Here is a 15205-nt window from a genome sequence, read left to right as displayed (position 1 = left end):
CACGTGAGTAATCTGGATTACACTTTTGCGGTTGCGCGTATACGGGCACTTGAAAAGAATCTTTTCGATGCTTCGGTGATTGAACAGCTGATGAACTGTAAGAATCAGGAATCCTGTCTGCAGCTGCTGACGGAAAAAGGCTGGGGCGATACCCTGGCTTCCGGCGCGGCAGCAGAGGAGATACTGGCAGCCGAGACAGAAAAGACCTGGGATGTGATTCGTCAGCTGAACGTAGACGCCCATGTGTTTGATGTGCTGCTTTACGCGCATCTGTTTCACAATCTGAAGGCTGCGGTCAAGCAGGTATGCACAGAGGGATCCAATCCGTATATTTTTTATGATGACACATCGATTTCCGGTGAGGAAATGATGGAGATTGTACGGGAAAAACGATTCAATAAGCTGCCGGTAAATATGTCAAAAGCAGCGGAAGAAGCATACGAAACCCTGCTTCATACAAGAGACGGACAGCTGTGTGATATGATTATTGACCGTGCCACATTAGACGCAATCTACGAAACAGGGCGTCACTCCGCGGAGGATATCATCAGAGATTACGCGGAATCAGCAGTGGCAGTGGCAGATATTAAGATCGCGGTGCGATGCGCCAGAGTACACAAAAATCTTGATTTTATTGAAAAGGCACTTGCTCCCTGCGGCAGTATGAATGTGGCGGAACTGGCCCGCGCGGCAGCCAACGGAGAAGAAGCGGTAAAGAACTTTATCTCCGGGACCATATACCGGGATGCTGTGCCGGCTCTGGAGGAATCACTTTCCGCATTTGAGCGCTGGTATGACAACCGTATTATCGATACGATCAGACCGCAGAAATATGTTTCGTTTTCCGTCGGACCGGTAGTGGCATACGTGCTGGCCAGGGAAAATGAGATCAAAACGGTGGGAATCATTCTTTCCGGCAAAGCAAATCAGCTGCCGGAAGACTCCATCCGGGGAAGGATAAGGGAAATGTATGTATAAGATAGCAGTTTTGGGACCGTATGACAGTATTTACGGATTCGCCACACTGGGTCTTGATATATTTGCCGTATCCAGTGCGGAAGAAGGCGAAGAAAAATTAAGAAGACTGGCAGAAGGTGAGTATGCAGTCATATATATTACCGAAGGACTCGCGGCGGAAATCAGTCATGAAATCGAACGGTATGCCGAGCAGGTAATGCCGGCCATTATCCTGATTCCGGGGATCGCGGGAAATACGGGAGCCGGGATACAGAATGTCAAGAATTCTGTGGAAAAAGCAGTCGGCTCGGATATTCTTTTCGGTAATGAATAACGAAGTACAAGCCGGAATTCATGCTGACAGAAAGGTTGGTTATAGATTCATATGAGCAAAGGAACGATAAAAAAGATCGCCGGACCGCTTGTTATTGCGGAAGGAATGCGTGACGCCAATATGTATGACGTGGTGCGCGTCAGCGAACAGCGGCTGATCGGCGAGATCATTGAAATGCACGGAGATCAGGCTTCCGTGCAGGTATATGAGGAGACATCCGGATTAAAGCCGGGAGAACCGGTGGAATCCACAAATGCCCCCCTGTCTGTAGAACTTGGACCGGGACTGATCTCCAGTATTTATGACGGTATTCAGCGTCCGCTGGATGCCATCATGGAGGTGTCCGGCGGCGGCAGCCTGAAACGAGGCGTTGAGGTGCCGTCCCTGAACCGGGAAGCCAAATGGGACTTTGTGGCTACAGCCGCAGCCGGCGACCGGGTGATCGGCGGAGATGTGCTGGGGACCGTGCAGGAAACCCCGGTTGTGGAACAGAAGATTATGGTGCCGAACGGAGTGGAAGGAACCATCAAATCCATCCGTTCCGGTCAGTATACGGTAACTGATACCGTGGCTGTCATTGAGACGGCGGCAGGGGATCAGGAAGTGACCCTGATGCAGAAATGGCCGGTCCGTGTGGGACGTCCGTACAAGCAGAAAACTCCCACCAACAAACCGCTGATTACCGGTCAGCGTGTCATTGACACCTTTTTCCCCATTGCCCGCGGCGGTGTTGCTGCTGTACCGGGACCCTTCGGAAGCGGCAAGACAGTGATCCAGCATCAGCTGGCAAAATGGGCAGAAGCAGACATTGTCGTTTATATCGGCTGCGGCGAGCGCGGCAATGAGATGACAGATGTACTGAACGAGTTCCCGGAGCTGAAGGATCCGCGTACCGGCGAATCCCTGATGCAGCGGACGGTTCTGATCGCCAATACTTCCGATATGCCGGTGGCAGCCCGGGAGGCTTCCATTTATACAGGCATTACGATTGCGGAATATTTCCGTGATATGGGCTACTCAGTGGCACTGATGGCCGATTCCACCTCCCGCTGGGCAGAGGCGCTGCGAGAGATGTGCGGCCGTCTGGAGGAGATGCCCGGTGAGGAAGGATATCCGGCTTATCTGGGAAGCCGTCTGGCAGAGTTCTATGAGCGTGCCGGAAGCGTGGTTTCCTGCGGCACAGAAGGCAGAGAAGGCGCACTGTCGGTCATCGGGGCGGTATCGCCTCCGGGCGGTGATATTTCCGAGCCTGTATCCCAGGCGACACTGCGGATTGTCAAAGTGTTCTGGGGACTGGACGCGGATCTGGCCCACAAACGGCATTTCCCGGCAATCAACTGGCTGAACAGCTATTCGCTGTATCTGGACAATGTATCCGGCTGGTTCAATGACAATGTGTCGGAAGACTGGATGAGCAACCGGCAGGAGCTGATGAATCTTCTGCAGGATGAGGCTTCCCTGGATGAAATCGTTAAGATGGTAGGTATGGACGCGCTGTCCGCTTCTGACCGTCTGAAGATGGAAGCCGCCCGCTCCATCCGTGAGGATTTCCTGCATCAGAACTCCTTCCATGATGTGGATACCTACACATCTCCGAAGAAGCAGCTGCTGATGATGCGCCTGGTGCTGGCTTATTACGAGAAAGCCAGAGAAGCGCTGGAACAGGGAACCGGAATCAATCAGCTGATCAATCTCGGCGTACGGGAGGATATCGGCCGTTTCAAATACACCACAGAGGATAAGATAGACGAGACTTACAAAGAGGTACTGGATAAACTGAGCAAAGAAATCTCAGCAGTATGCGGAAAGGAGGACCTGTAAGTTATGCCGAAAGAGTATAGAACCATACAGGAAGTTGCCGGACCGCTGATGCTGGTACGCGGCGTAGAAGATGTAGGTTATGATGAACTTGCGGAAATTGAACTGGTAAACGGCGAAAAACGCCGCTGCAAAGTGCTGGAAATCGACGGCGGAGACGCTGTGGTACAGCTTTACGAAGCATCCACCGGTATCAATCTTTCCAACAGTAAAGTCCGTTTCCTGGGACGAAGCATGGAACTGGGAGTATCCGCGGATATGCTGGGACGTGTCTTCGACGGCATGGGCCGGCCGATTGACGGCGGCCCGGAGATTATTCCGGACGAACGGCGGGATATCAACGGCCTTCCGATGAATCCGGCAGCCCGGGAATACCCGAATGAGTTTATCCAGACCGGTGTATCCGCGATCGACGGACTGAATACACTGGTACGTGGACAGAAGCTGCCGATTTTCTCGGCATCCGGTCTTCCCCATGCCCAGCTGGCGGCACAGATTGCCAGACAGGCAAAGGTACGGGGTACCGGCGAGCAGTTCGCGGTTGTATTTGCCGCTATGGGTATCACATTTGATGAGTCCAACTATTTTGTGGAATCCTTTAAGGAAACCGGCGCCATTGACCGTACCGTAATGTTTGTCAATCTGGCAAATGATCCGGCGGTAGAGCGTATTTCCACACCTCGTCTTGCGCTGACGGCAGCAGAATACCTGGCCTTTGAGAAGGATATGCATGTACTGGTTATCCTGACGGATATTACGAACTACGCGGATGCGCTGCGTGAAGTGTCTGCGGCCAGAAAGGAAGTTCCGGGACGCCGCGGCTATCCGGGTTATATGTATACCGACCTTGCCACCCTGTATGAACGCGCCGGCCGTATGAGAGGAAAAGAAGGAAGCATCACCATGATCCCTATCCTTTCCATGCCGGAGGATGATATCACCCATCCGATCCCTGACCTTACCGGATATATTACCGAAGGACAGGTGATCTTAAGCCGTGAGCTTTACCGCAAGGGCATCACGCCTCCGATTGACGTGCTTCCGTCCCTGTCCCGACTGAAGGATAAGGGAATCGGCGAAGGAAAGACCCGTGGAGATCATTCCAATACCATGAACCAGCTGTTCGCGGCATATGCCCGCGGCAAAGAGGCCAAAGAGCTGATGGTGATCCTGGGAGAGGCCGCGCTGTCAGACATGGATATCCTCTATGCGAAATTCGCGGATGCTTTTGAGGAAAAATACATTTCCCAGGGATATGACAACAACCGTGATATCGAGGAAACGCTGGATATCGGCTGGGAGCTGCTGCGTCTGCTTCCGAGAAGCGAGCTGAAACGTATCGATGACAAGTATCTGGATCAGTACTATGATCCGGAATAAAAAATTCCGTATACGTAATACAGCAGCAGGAAGGGAGTGAGAACGCTGGCTACCATTAATCCGACCCGAATGGAGCTGACCCGCCAGAAGAGAAAACTGGTGACAGCCGTTCGCGGACACAAATTATTAAAAGACAAACGGGACGAACTGATGCGCCAGTTTCTGGATCTTGTCAGAGAAAACATGGAGCTGCGGAAAAAAGTGGAAAAAGGCATTGCGAGCGCAAATGTAAATTTTGTCGTAGCCAAATCCGCCATGTCCGAGCAAGGACTCCATACCGCTCTGATGGCTCCAAAACAGGAGGTATATCTGGAGTGCGGCAAAAAGAACGTCATGAGTGTCGATGTGCCGGTTTTTGAATACAAGACCAGGTCAGCGGATGAAAATGATATTTATTCCTACGGATTTGCCTATACGTCCAGTGATCTGGATGATGCGGTAAAATCGCTGTATGATATTCTGCCGGATATGCTGGCTCTGGCGGAAAAGGAAAAAGCATGCCAGCTGATGTCGGCGGAAATCGAAAAAACCCGCCGCCGTGTAAACGCGCTGGAACACGTAATTATTCCGGAAGCGCAGAAAAATATCAAATACATCACAATGAAACTGGATGAAAATGAGCGAAGCACACAGATCCGTCTGATGAAAGTCAAAGATATGGTGCTGGAAGACGCGCACGGTTATTCAAAGAAGCAGGAAGAAGAAGGCAGGGAACTGCTTGCCGAAGCTTCCCGTCGGTAAAAAACAGAAAATACGGTCTGTTTTTTGGCAGACTGCAGAGACTGGAACGGAAGTCATGCCCTGTGGTATGGCTTCCGCTTTTCATTTCTGTATAAAATGTAGTATGATTAGGAAAGAACAGCTTATGGTCGGAATGGCCGGACAGCAGAAGACGAGATACAGAGAGGAGAAAACCTATGCTGCTTGTTACAACAGAGACGATCCCCGGGAAAGAACTGGAACTGCTGGGTATGGTGGAAGGCTGTATGATCCAGAGCAAACACATCGGCAAAGATATCGGACAGAGCCTGAAAACCATGGTCGGCGGGGAACTGAAGTCTTATACCGCCATGATGGCAGAGGCAAAAGATACGGCGCGGCAGCGAATGCGGGCAGAAGCGGAAAAACTGGGCGCAGACGCGGTAGTGGGTGTGCGTTATACGACATCGGCGATTGTGCAGGGAGCGGCTGAGGTGATTGCGTACGGCACAGCGGTTCGCTGCCGCTAAGTGTCAGCACAGTACAGGAGGCGAACAGAGCGATGAAGCAGGAAGCTGCGGCATTTCAAAAGAGAATCAGGGATCTGGCAGATCGCAGCTGCCGGGAGAATCGTTACGTTTTTACTGATTTTCTGACACTGGAAGAACAGTCAGAAGTTCTGAATATGAAACAGGAACTGGCTTATGTGGATTTTGCGCTGTACGGCGGCACAGAGGCCTGTGAGCGGAAGATGCTTCGCTTCGGAAGCGAGGCACAGCTGGGATATTCCGTGGAATTCCCTATTTGCTGTCTGCGGATCGAACCGCGGATGAAAAAGTTTGCAGATCCACTGATTCATCGGGATTTTCTGGGTGCGCTGATGCATCTGGGAATTCGGCGGGATGTGCTGGGAGATATTTTTGTCCGGGAGAAGTGCGCCTGGCTCTTCTGCGAGGAGCAGATGAGCAGTTTTATCAGGGACAATCTGATCAAAGTGCGCCATACCTATGTGCAGTGCCGGGAAAGCGCTGAAATTCCGGAAGAAGCAGCACCGGTGCTGCAGCCCCAGGAACTGATCGTAGCAAGTACGCGGGCGGATGTGCTGGTGGCAAAGATCTGCCGCCTGTCCCGCAGCCAGAGTGTGGAACTGTTTCGGGAAAAGAAAATATTTATCAACGGATATCTGTATGAAAATAACAGCGGCATGTTGAAACCGGGAGATGTGATTTCCATCCGCGGATTCGGAAAGCTGATCTATGACGGAGAGAAAGCGGTGACCCGCAAGGGAAGCCATAGAATTGCCGTCCGCAGATATATCTGAATGCAGCAGAAGACAGAACGATAAAGTAAAAGATGAAAAAGAATGAAAATCAGCAGGATCTGGTATCTGCGCAGGAATCTCTGGAAATTGTCCGGGATCAGTTAAAGCAGATTGAGAAACAGCTGAAAAAAGAAAAAAAGAGACAGAGAAAAGAAAAAAAGCAGACCTACGAACCGCCTCAGAATGAGGAGGATTTCCGGGCCTACCGCAGCCGCAGGGGAACCGGGGAAATCCGCTGGAGAAAACTGGACAACACGGCACTGATGTATCCGATTATTACAGGGGAAACCGTCAGTAATGTGTACCGAATCAGCGTCACATTGAAAGAGGAGATTCTGCCGCAGCTTCTGCAGGAGGCTCTGGACCGGATTCTTCCGCAGTTTCCGCTGTTTAATTCACGGCTGCGTCAGGGCGTGTTCTGGTATTATCTGGAAGAGAACGGACAGGAAGCGCCGCAGGTCCGCCGGGAAAATACCTACCCCTGCCGTTATATCAATGCAGAGGCAAATAAAAACTATCTCTTCCGGGTGACCTATTTTCGCCGGAGGATCAATCTGGAGGTTTTTCATGTGCTGACGGACGGCATGGGAGCGATTAATTTTCTGAAAGAGCTGCTGTACCAGTATCTGCGCCTGGCGCACCGGGAGCTGGCAGAATTCTGCGGAGACAAACTTTCCAGCCGGACATCCCTGAGTACGGAGGACAGTTTTTCGGATAATTACCAGAAGAAACCGCTGCGTCCGTATCATTTCCGGAAGGCCTATATTTTGCATGGCCCTCAGTTCCCGGCGGGAAAGGTGGGCATCCTCCAGGCAAATATCCCGCTGGATGAGCTGAAAAAGGCGGCAAAAGCCAGAAACGCCAGTATCAATGAATATATTGTTGCGGCTCTGACCTGGGCAATCTATCTGGAAAAACGGCACAGTATGGACTTCAGTCTGCCGATTGTGACTGTGGTCCCAGTGAATCTCCGGCCTTTTTTTCAGTCGGTAACAACCAATAATTTCTTTGCCAATGTGAATGCTATATTTACCCCGCGCCACATGATGCACACCTTCGAAGATGTGTTGGATGAGGTGCGGACAAGCCTCAGAAAACAAATTACCAAGGAACATCTGGAAGAACAGTTTTCCACGAATGTTTCTACTGCCACAAATCTGCTGTCCCGCGCAATCCCGATGCTTTTTAAACGGCCGGCTCTGAAAGCGGCATATAATAAATCCACACGGGCAGCCACGACTACGGTATCCAATCTGGGTGCTGTGCACGTACGGAAAGAATACCAGCCATATGTGGATAAATTCAGCGCGGTGATTTCCGAAACGAAGGGACAGGGAATGCGCAACATCCTGATTTCCTATGAGAACAGGCTGGTGCTGACAATTACGTCGGTATTCCGCAGGCCCAGCATACAGGAGGAGTTTTTTCGCTTCCTGTTTTCGGAAGGGGTACCCGTACTGCTGGAGAGCAACGGAGTATATTACAGTTAAGGGAGGGCCGATATCATGAAAAAATGTGAAAACTGCGGAATCATTCTGCTGGATCCTTCCAGCCTTTGTCCTCTCTGCAAGACAGTCGTTACGGAAGAGCACTGGAATGGTGAGGAGATTCCGGCAGTGGAGCCGGTGTTTCCCTATGCGGACCGAGGCAGGCGGAGGATGCGTTTCGCCCTGAATATCTATACCTATGCGGCCATTGTTGTGGAAATCCTGCTGTGTGTGATGAATCTGTATCTGCATCACAGAATGTGGTGGACCATACTGGTGGGCGGCTGTATGGTGTACGGATACTTTACCCTGCGGATTTCCATGCACAGCGCAATCAGCCATAAAGTGAAAATAGCGATTCAGTCGCTGCTGGCATTTCTGCTAGTGCTTTTGCTGGACGGCCTGCTGGGTTACCGCGGCTGGGCGCTGAATTATGTGTACCCGTTTTATCTGGCAGCGATGGATATCTCCATACTGATCCTGATGTTTATTCACAAAACAGAATGGCAGAGCTATATTTTTCTGCAGATTATGGTGATCGGACTGGCTTTGGTGCCGTTTGCGCTTCGTTTTCTCGGGACTGGCCTGATCTGGCGGATGCTTCCGTTCGGCGGCGTACTGTTTGGCGTTATCGTGATTTTTGCCGGGACCATTGTGCTGGGCGGCACCCGGGCCCGCAGCGAATTAAGACGCAGATTTCATATGTAAGCGATGACTGCCGACTGTCTGCTGACAGAAGACAGTCGGATAGCGGAAAGATACAGGGAGCAGAATATGAAGAAAGGAAAAAGCAGTCTGACCGGTACGGTCATGCGGGAGGTGATTGCCCGGGTGACAGCGGACAATCTGATCGGACAGAAACTGAAAAACGGAGAACTACGGAAAAATCTGAATCTGCATGAGCCGGAATGGAAAGTGCCGGAGCATTTTTCCCATCGGATCATTGCAGGCAGAAACTGCCGGCTGGAGCTGCTGGAAGCAGAGGAAATCAATGACCGGATGGTTCTGCTGCAGCTGCACGGCGGCGGTTATGTGGCAGGCATGCGCAATGCCTACCGGGATTTCGCGGTGGCCTACAGCAGACTGGGCAGAGGTATCAGCGTATTGACACCGGATTACCGTGTGGGACCGGATCATCCCTACCCGGCTGCGCTGGAAGACGCGATTTACGCCTACAACTGGCTGATTGACCGGGGCTGGTTCCCGGAAGAAATCATAGTGGCCGGGGATTCGGCAGGAGGCGGTCTGGCCATGTGCCTGTGCCATTATCTGAAACGTCAGAACCGGAAGCTGCCCGGCGGACTGATTGCCATGTCACCCTGGACGGATATGACGGCTTCCGGAGAGTCGTATGTCCTGAATTATCACAATGACCCGCTGTTTGGAAACACCCAGGACAGCATGCTGTACAATCGGGAGTATTCCCAGGCAAATGATCTGACCAATCCGTTTCTTTCGCCGCTGTATGGTGATTTTCACGGATTTCCTCCGATGCTGATTCAGGTGGGAAGCTATGAGATGCTCCTGAGTGATTCGGAACTGGTGGCGGAAAAAGCAAAAAAAAGCGGAGTCAAAGTACGGCTGAGCATCTACGACGGCATGTTTCATGTGTTTCAGATGGCCATGCGCATGATGCCGGAATCCCGCAGGGCATGGGCAGAGATTGGCAGATATCTGGAAATTATGATGCCGGAATAGAAGGCAGTCCGATCAGGCAAAGGTGCCTTTTGCACAAAAAGCGCCGGGCAGGCGGCCCGGCGCAGATGGAAGTCTTAGCCGCGCTTCTTAGTGATGCCGGCATTTTCGACTTGATGATTCTTATTGATAAACATGGCGGATACCACAGCGCTGTCCGTGGAAGGGACATCTACGGTCTGGTTTCCGGAGCTGATCGGATGGATTAGGAGCTGAGAATAAGAGGAGCTGGAACGATAAGTGATCCGGGAAGAGGCAAGCTGCTTGCCGGAGGCATCCTTGATCGTAAAGGTGAGCTCCGTGCTGACGGGTACAGTAAAAGCGGCCAGATTGCCGGAAGCATCCGTTACCGCGGAATACAGCTGTTTATCGCCGCTGGATACGATGACGGTGGCATTGGCCAGTACCGCTTCGTCAGAATTGTACCAGCGGCTGGTAATGCTGAGCTGCGTATTGGCGGCGGCTGCGTCAGACTTTGTGTCAGAGTTTCCGGAATTGCTGCCGGAGCTGCCGTTCGTTGTGTTTTGACCGCTGTTTGCCGCGGCAGACTGCTGGCTGCCGCCGGAGCTGCTGTTTCCTGCCTGGGAAGAAGCGGAACTGTTTTCTTCTGAGCCGGCGGCTGCAGGTGTTTCTGACTGAGCGGATGTTTCTGACTGAGCAGACGCTTCTGACTGAGCGGAAGAAGCGGACTTTGAAGAACCGCATCCGGACATCAGCAGCGCGGCACAGAGCGCGGATGCTGCAAAAAAGACAGTAATATATTTTTTCTTCATAATAACACCCCGTATTTCTTGAATCACGGCATTTTTTCTGCCTGTATTCTATTAGCATGCAACAGATAAAAGAATAATTCAAGGTTAAAATATAAAATAATTGTGAAAAGGGTGGATAATCGAACAGGTTTTTGTTACACTTCTGTTATAACAAGGGTGAGGTGATGCCTTTATGATGTACATACAGATAGATTTTGAAAGCGATGAGGCACTGTATATGCAGCTGCGCAATCAGATCATTTACGGAATCGCGACCGGACAGTTTTCAGAGGGCGACGCGCTTCCTTCGGTCAGACAGCTGGCAGATACCATCGGGATCAACATGCACACAGTGAACAAAGCATATGCTTCTCTGCGCGCGGAAGGACTTCTCCGCATGGATCGGAGAAGAGGCGCGGTAATCGCTGTGGATGTGGACAAACTGGCCGCCATGGATGAACTGCAGGATGAGATGCAGGTGACAGTGGCCAAAGCTATATGCAAGGGAATCAGCAGAGAGGAAACCCATCAGCTGATTGACAAGATATTTGACCGTTATTACGGAAAATGATTTTATGAAAGGAGCAAGTGATCCTTACAGGGGATCATGCAGATATTTTTATGCAGAAGAGTTATACCAGACAGGCTGCGCAGGTGCTGGATACAGCACAGGAGACAGCCGGAAAGATGCACCAGGATGTGGTGTCGTCTGAATATATTCTTTTCGGCCTGCTGCAGCATAACAGCGCGGCAGCCCTGATTTTGAAAGGGCAGCCCGTGTCTTCTGACGAGCTGCTCCGGCTGATTGATGAGTTTGCCCTTCCGGGCAGCGGAAATCAGGGACGGCGCAGACTGGAGTATACGCCGGAGGCGGTGCAGGTTCTGCGGGAAGCGGAAAATCAGGCCGAACGGTTCAAAAGTGACGAAGTCGGAACCCTCCATCTGCTTTTAGGTATCCTGGAATCCCAGGAGTGCCTGGCCAGACGCATGCTGGAAGCGCTGCAGGCAGATACCGGGAAGATTTATCTGGAAGTGCTGACGGCAGCCGGAAAGGACCGGGATCTGTCCCAGGAAGAACGCAAAGCGCTGAAATCAGGCAAACACATCAACCAGCTCCAGACGCCGATTCTGGATCATTTTTCCATCGATCTGACCAGACGCGCGGCAGAAGATGAGCTGGATCCGCTTTTGGGGCGGGAAGAGGAAATGAACCGCCTGATCCAGATTCTGTCCCGCAGGAGCAAGAACAACCCCTGCCTGATCGGGGAGCCCGGTGTGGGCAAAACCGCCATCGTAGAAGGGCTGGCACAGAGGATCGTCATGCAGGCCGTACCGGAACACCTGCAGAACAAACGGGTGGTCAGCCTGGACCTGTCCGCCATGATTGCCGGGTCCAAGTACCGGGGTGAATTTGAAGAGCGGGTCAAAGGCGCGTTAGCAGAAGTGAAGCGCTGCGGCAATGTGATCCTTTTTGTGGATGAACTGCACATGATGATCGGCGCAGGCGGAGCGGAAGGCTCCATTGACGCGTCCAATATCATGAAACCGGCCCTGTCCCGGGGGGAAGTGCAGATGATCGGCGCGACTACGATAGAGGAATACCGCAAATACATCGAAAAAGACGCCGCACTGGAACGCCGGTTCCAGAAGGTAACGGTGGAAGAGCCGACGGTGGAGCAGACGATTGAGATACTGAAAGGCCTGCGCAGCAGGTATGAATCGCATCACAAGGTGGAGATTACCGATGAAGGCATCGAAGCGGCTGCGCGGTTTTCCGAACGGTATATCAACGACCGGTTCCTGCCGGACAAGGCCATTGATCTGATGGATGAAGCCGCCAGCAAAGTACATATGAAGGAATACGCCATCCCGGACCGTCTGAAAGTGCTGAAAGACCGCCTGGGCGAACTGAAAGTCCGGGAAGAGGAGGCCGTTGCGGACTACTCTTTTGAGGAGGCATCCAGTATTCTGGAGGAAAAGAAAAAACTTCAGAAAGAATATGACCGGTCGCTTGCCCGTTTTCACCAGCGCCTGAAACAGAAAAAACTGGAAGTCGGTGAAAATGAAATCGCAGAAGTGATTGCCGACTGGACCCATATTCCTGTTCAGAAACTGACAGAAAGTGAAGCCGGCCGGCTGACCCATATGGAGCAGCTGCTGCACCGCAGGGTAATTGCCCAGGAGGAAGCGATTCGGGCAGTATCCAGAGCAGTGCGCAGAGGAAGAGTGGGGCTGAAGGATCCGGGGCGTCCCATTGGTTCCTTCCTGTTTCTCGGCCCCACCGGAGTCGGCAAGACAGAGATTTCCAAGGCGCTGGCAGAGGCGGTGTTTGGCTCCGAAGATGCCATGATCCGGGTAGATATGTCGGAATATATGGAAAAGCACAGTGTCTCCAAGATGATCGGCTCGCCGCCGGGATATGTGGGATACGAAGAGGGCGGACAGTTAAGTGACAAAGTCCGTACCCATCCGTATTCCGTGATTTTGTTTGATGAAATTGAGAAAGCCCATCCGGATGTGTTTAACATCCTGCTGCAGGTGCTGGATGACGGGCATATTACTGACGCCCACGGCAGAAAAATCGACTTTAAGAACACCATCATTATCATGACATCCAACGCAGGCGCACAGTCGATTGTGGAACCGAAGAAGCTTGGATTTGTGTCCGGAGAGGACAGCAAACAGGATTATGAGCGCATGAAAGGACAGGTGATGTCCGAAGTGCGCCGTATTTTCAAGCCGGAATTTCTGAATCGTATCGATGAGATTATCGTGTTCCATGCGCTGACCAAAGAGCATATGAAGAAGATTGCCGCGCTGATGACCAGAACGCTGGAAAAACGCGCCGCCGATCAGCTTGGCATTACGCTGCGTGTGCGGGATTCCGCCAAACGCTATATTGCTGAGAAGGCGTTTGATCCCAAGTATGGCGCGCGGCCGCTGCGCCGCATGATCCAGACACAGCTGGAGGACCGGCTGGCAGAGGATATTCTGGCAGGCCGCATCAAAGCCGGGGATACAGTGGAAGTGGGCACCAGATCCGGAGAGCTCCGCTTTTATGTAAACGGCACGAAAGAAGTGTCCGGGACAGAAGAATAACAGAGTTTTTATAAGGATATCAATTGTATGGCGAAAAGCAAAAAAACGATTTTTTTCTGCCAGAACTGCGGATATGAATCTTCCAAATGGATGGGACAGTGTCCCGGATGCCATGAATGGAATACCTTTGTGGAAGAAGTGACGGAACGGAGAGCCGGGACCTCAGGCAGGGCTGCAAAGTCCGGAGGGAAGGAACTAAAGCCCATGCCTCTGTCACAGGTATCTGTCACCCATACAGAACGGATGACTACCGGTATGGATGAACTGGACCGTGTATTAGGCGGCGGCCTGGTGCGCGGTTCCCTGGTGCTGGTGGGAGGAGACCCGGGTATCGGCAAATCCACCCTTTTGCTGCAGGTCTGCCGCAGCCTTGCGGCTGACGGACGCCGGGTCTGGTATATTTCCGGCGAAGAATCCCTGCAGCAGATCAGAATCCGGGCAGAGCGGATCGGGAATTTTTCCGATCAGCTGCTGCTGCTGTGCGAGACGAATCTGGAGGATATTACGGATGCGCTGCGCCGCAGCAAACCGGAGATTGCAGTGATCGATTCCATCCAGACGATGTACAGTGAAGAAATATCTTCCGCTCCCGGCAGCGTATCCCAGGTTCGACAGGCTACGGCTGCCCTGATGCAGCTTGCCAAGGAAGAACAGATCACGATTTTTGTGGTGGGCCATGTAACCAAAGAAGGGGTAGTGGCCGGCCCGCGTGTGCTGGAACATATGGTAGATACGGTCCTGTATTTTGAGGGCGACCGTCATGCGGCATATCGGATTCTGCGGGGGGTAAAGAACCGCTTCGGATCCACCAATGAGATCGGTGTCTTCGAAATGCGGGAAAGCGGCCTGGCAGAAGTGAAGAATCCATCCGAATATATGCTCAGCGGCCGGCCGGAGAATGCCTCCGGTTCTGCAGTCACCTGCCTGATCGAAGGCACACGGCCGATCCTGCTGGAAGTGCAGGCATTAGTCAGCCGGACCAGCTTCGGCTTTCCGAAACGTACCGCGGCCGGCGCGGATTTAAACCGAGTCAATCTGCTGATGGCAGTTCTGGAAAAACGCGCCGGACTGCCGCTGTCAAACTGTGATGCATATATCAATATTGCCGGCGGCATTCGTATGAACGAACCGGGACTGGATCTTGCGCTGGCGCTGGCAGTGGTTTCCAGCTACCGGGACATGCCGATATCCGACCGTATGATCTGTTTTGGAGAAGTAGGGCTCAGCGGAGAGATCCGGGCGGTCAGCATGGCTGCCCAGCGTGTGCAGGAAGCGGCAAAACTGGGCTTTGACTGTGTGATGCTGCCGCAGGTGTGTATGAGGGAAATTACAGGAAAACCACCGGTTCGCCTGATCCCGGTACGCTCACTGACAGAAGCGATCCGGGAAATTGGCGCGGTTTAACATACCGGGAAGCCTGCTGCGGCGCAGCTTCCCGGTATGAATCGCAGAAAAAAAGAAATAAAAGTTAAAAAACCTGTTGACAGCCCTCCACTTCGGTGGTAATATAGTCAGGCACTCGCGAAAAATGCGGTGCTTCCAAAGCCTGACACTTGACCGTGATCCGGCAGAGGGAAAAGAAATGCTTGACAAACAGATATCAGTGTGATAAGCTAGATAAGCTGTGACAAGCAAGGAACTGCTTCCGGCGGAGGAAGTTCCG

General features: G+C 52.3%; 14 protein-coding genes. 13 read left to right on the top strand and 1 reads right to left on the bottom strand.

The window, feature by feature from the left end:
• Positions 1–3: 3 nt before the first annotated feature.
• The 10 genes from CXIVA_RS00070 to CXIVA_RS00025 all read left to right on the top strand — a co-directional run bounded on the left by CXIVA_RS00070 (position 4) and on the right by CXIVA_RS00025 (position 9694).
• The gene (locus tag CXIVA_RS00070) at positions 4–978 is read left to right on the top strand and encodes a V-type ATPase subunit (RefSeq protein WP_013975965.1); all 975 of its coding nucleotides are present in this window, start codon (positions 4–6) and stop codon (positions 976–978) included.
• Positions 971–1291, top strand: a complete 321-nt coding sequence (locus tag CXIVA_RS00065) for a V-type ATP synthase subunit F (protein WP_013975964.1) — start codon at positions 971–973, stop codon at positions 1289–1291. Before CXIVA_RS00070 ends, CXIVA_RS00065 begins: the two co-directional genes overlap by 8 nt.
• Positions 1292–1342: 51 nt before the next feature.
• The gene (locus tag CXIVA_RS00060) at positions 1343–3112 is read left to right on the top strand and encodes a V-type ATP synthase subunit A (protein ID WP_013975963.1); all 1770 of its coding nucleotides are present in this window, start codon (positions 1343–1345) and stop codon (positions 3110–3112) included.
• 3 nt (positions 3113–3115) lie between these two features.
• Positions 3116–4489: a V-type ATP synthase subunit B gene (locus CXIVA_RS00055; protein ID WP_013975962.1), complete on the top strand. Its 1374-nt coding sequence runs from the start codon at positions 3116–3118 to the stop codon at positions 4487–4489.
• 36 nt (positions 4490–4525) lie between these two features.
• The gene (locus tag CXIVA_RS00050; RefSeq protein WP_013975961.1) at positions 4526–5230 is read left to right on the top strand and encodes a V-type ATP synthase subunit D; all 705 of its coding nucleotides are present in this window, start codon (positions 4526–4528) and stop codon (positions 5228–5230) included.
• A 176-nt stretch (positions 5231–5406) separates the two neighbouring features.
• On the top strand, positions 5407–5718 hold the full coding sequence (locus CXIVA_RS00045) for a YbjQ family protein (RefSeq protein ID WP_013975960.1): 312 nt from the start codon (positions 5407–5409) through the stop codon (positions 5716–5718).
• Between the two features lie 32 nt (positions 5719–5750).
• Positions 5751–6509 (top strand): YlmH/Sll1252 family protein, encoded by a 759-nt coding sequence (locus CXIVA_RS00040; protein WP_013975959.1) that lies wholly within the window; start codon positions 5751–5753, stop codon positions 6507–6509.
• 32 nt (positions 6510–6541) lie between these two features.
• Positions 6542–7999, top strand: a complete 1458-nt coding sequence (locus CXIVA_RS00035) for a hypothetical protein (protein ID WP_013975958.1) — start codon at positions 6542–6544, stop codon at positions 7997–7999.
• Positions 8000–8014: 15 nt separating this feature from the next.
• Positions 8015–8704, top strand: a complete 690-nt coding sequence (locus CXIVA_RS00030) for a DUF6320 domain-containing protein (RefSeq protein WP_013975957.1) — start codon at positions 8015–8017, stop codon at positions 8702–8704.
• Between the two features lie 66 nt (positions 8705–8770).
• The gene (locus tag CXIVA_RS00025; RefSeq protein ID WP_013975956.1) at positions 8771–9694 is read left to right on the top strand and encodes an alpha/beta hydrolase; all 924 of its coding nucleotides are present in this window, start codon (positions 8771–8773) and stop codon (positions 9692–9694) included.
• 74 nt (positions 9695–9768) lie between these two features.
• Here the strand turns inward: CXIVA_RS00025 and CXIVA_RS00020 are convergent, their stop codons facing one another.
• Positions 9769–10464, bottom strand: coding sequence for a hypothetical protein (locus CXIVA_RS00020; protein ID WP_013975955.1), 696 nt, complete (start codon positions 10462–10464; stop codon positions 9769–9771).
• Between the two features lie 175 nt (positions 10465–10639).
• Here CXIVA_RS00020 and CXIVA_RS00015 point away from each other — a divergent pair, with 175 nt between their 5' ends.
• Genes CXIVA_RS00015 through radA form a run of 3 tightly spaced genes read left to right on the top strand, consistent with a single transcriptional unit; the run spans position 10640 to position 14946 of the window.
• A complete protein-coding gene (locus CXIVA_RS00015; protein WP_041727998.1) occupies positions 10640–11014 on the top strand; it encodes a GntR family transcriptional regulator in 375 nt (124 codons plus the stop codon).
• 50 nt (positions 11015–11064) lie between these two features.
• Positions 11065–13542 carry an ATP-dependent Clp protease ATP-binding subunit gene (locus CXIVA_RS00010; protein WP_041727996.1) on the top strand — a complete coding sequence of 826 codons (2478 nt, stop codon included), beginning with the start codon at positions 11065–11067 and terminating at the stop codon, positions 13540–13542.
• A gap of 27 nt (positions 13543–13569) precedes the next feature.
• Positions 13570–14946, top strand: a complete 1377-nt coding sequence (gene radA / locus CXIVA_RS00005; protein ID WP_013975952.1) for a DNA repair protein RadA — start codon at positions 13570–13572, stop codon at positions 14944–14946.
• Positions 14947–15205: the final 259 nt, after the last annotated feature.

Origin of the sequence: Clostridium sp. SY8519, assembly GCF_000270305.1 — a bacterium.
In the GTDB taxonomy this organism is placed as follows: Bacteria; Bacillota; Clostridia; order Lachnospirales; family Lachnospiraceae; genus SY8519.
Note: the sequence above shows the minus strand (reverse complement) of the source record. Positions and strands in the feature narration are given on the sequence as shown.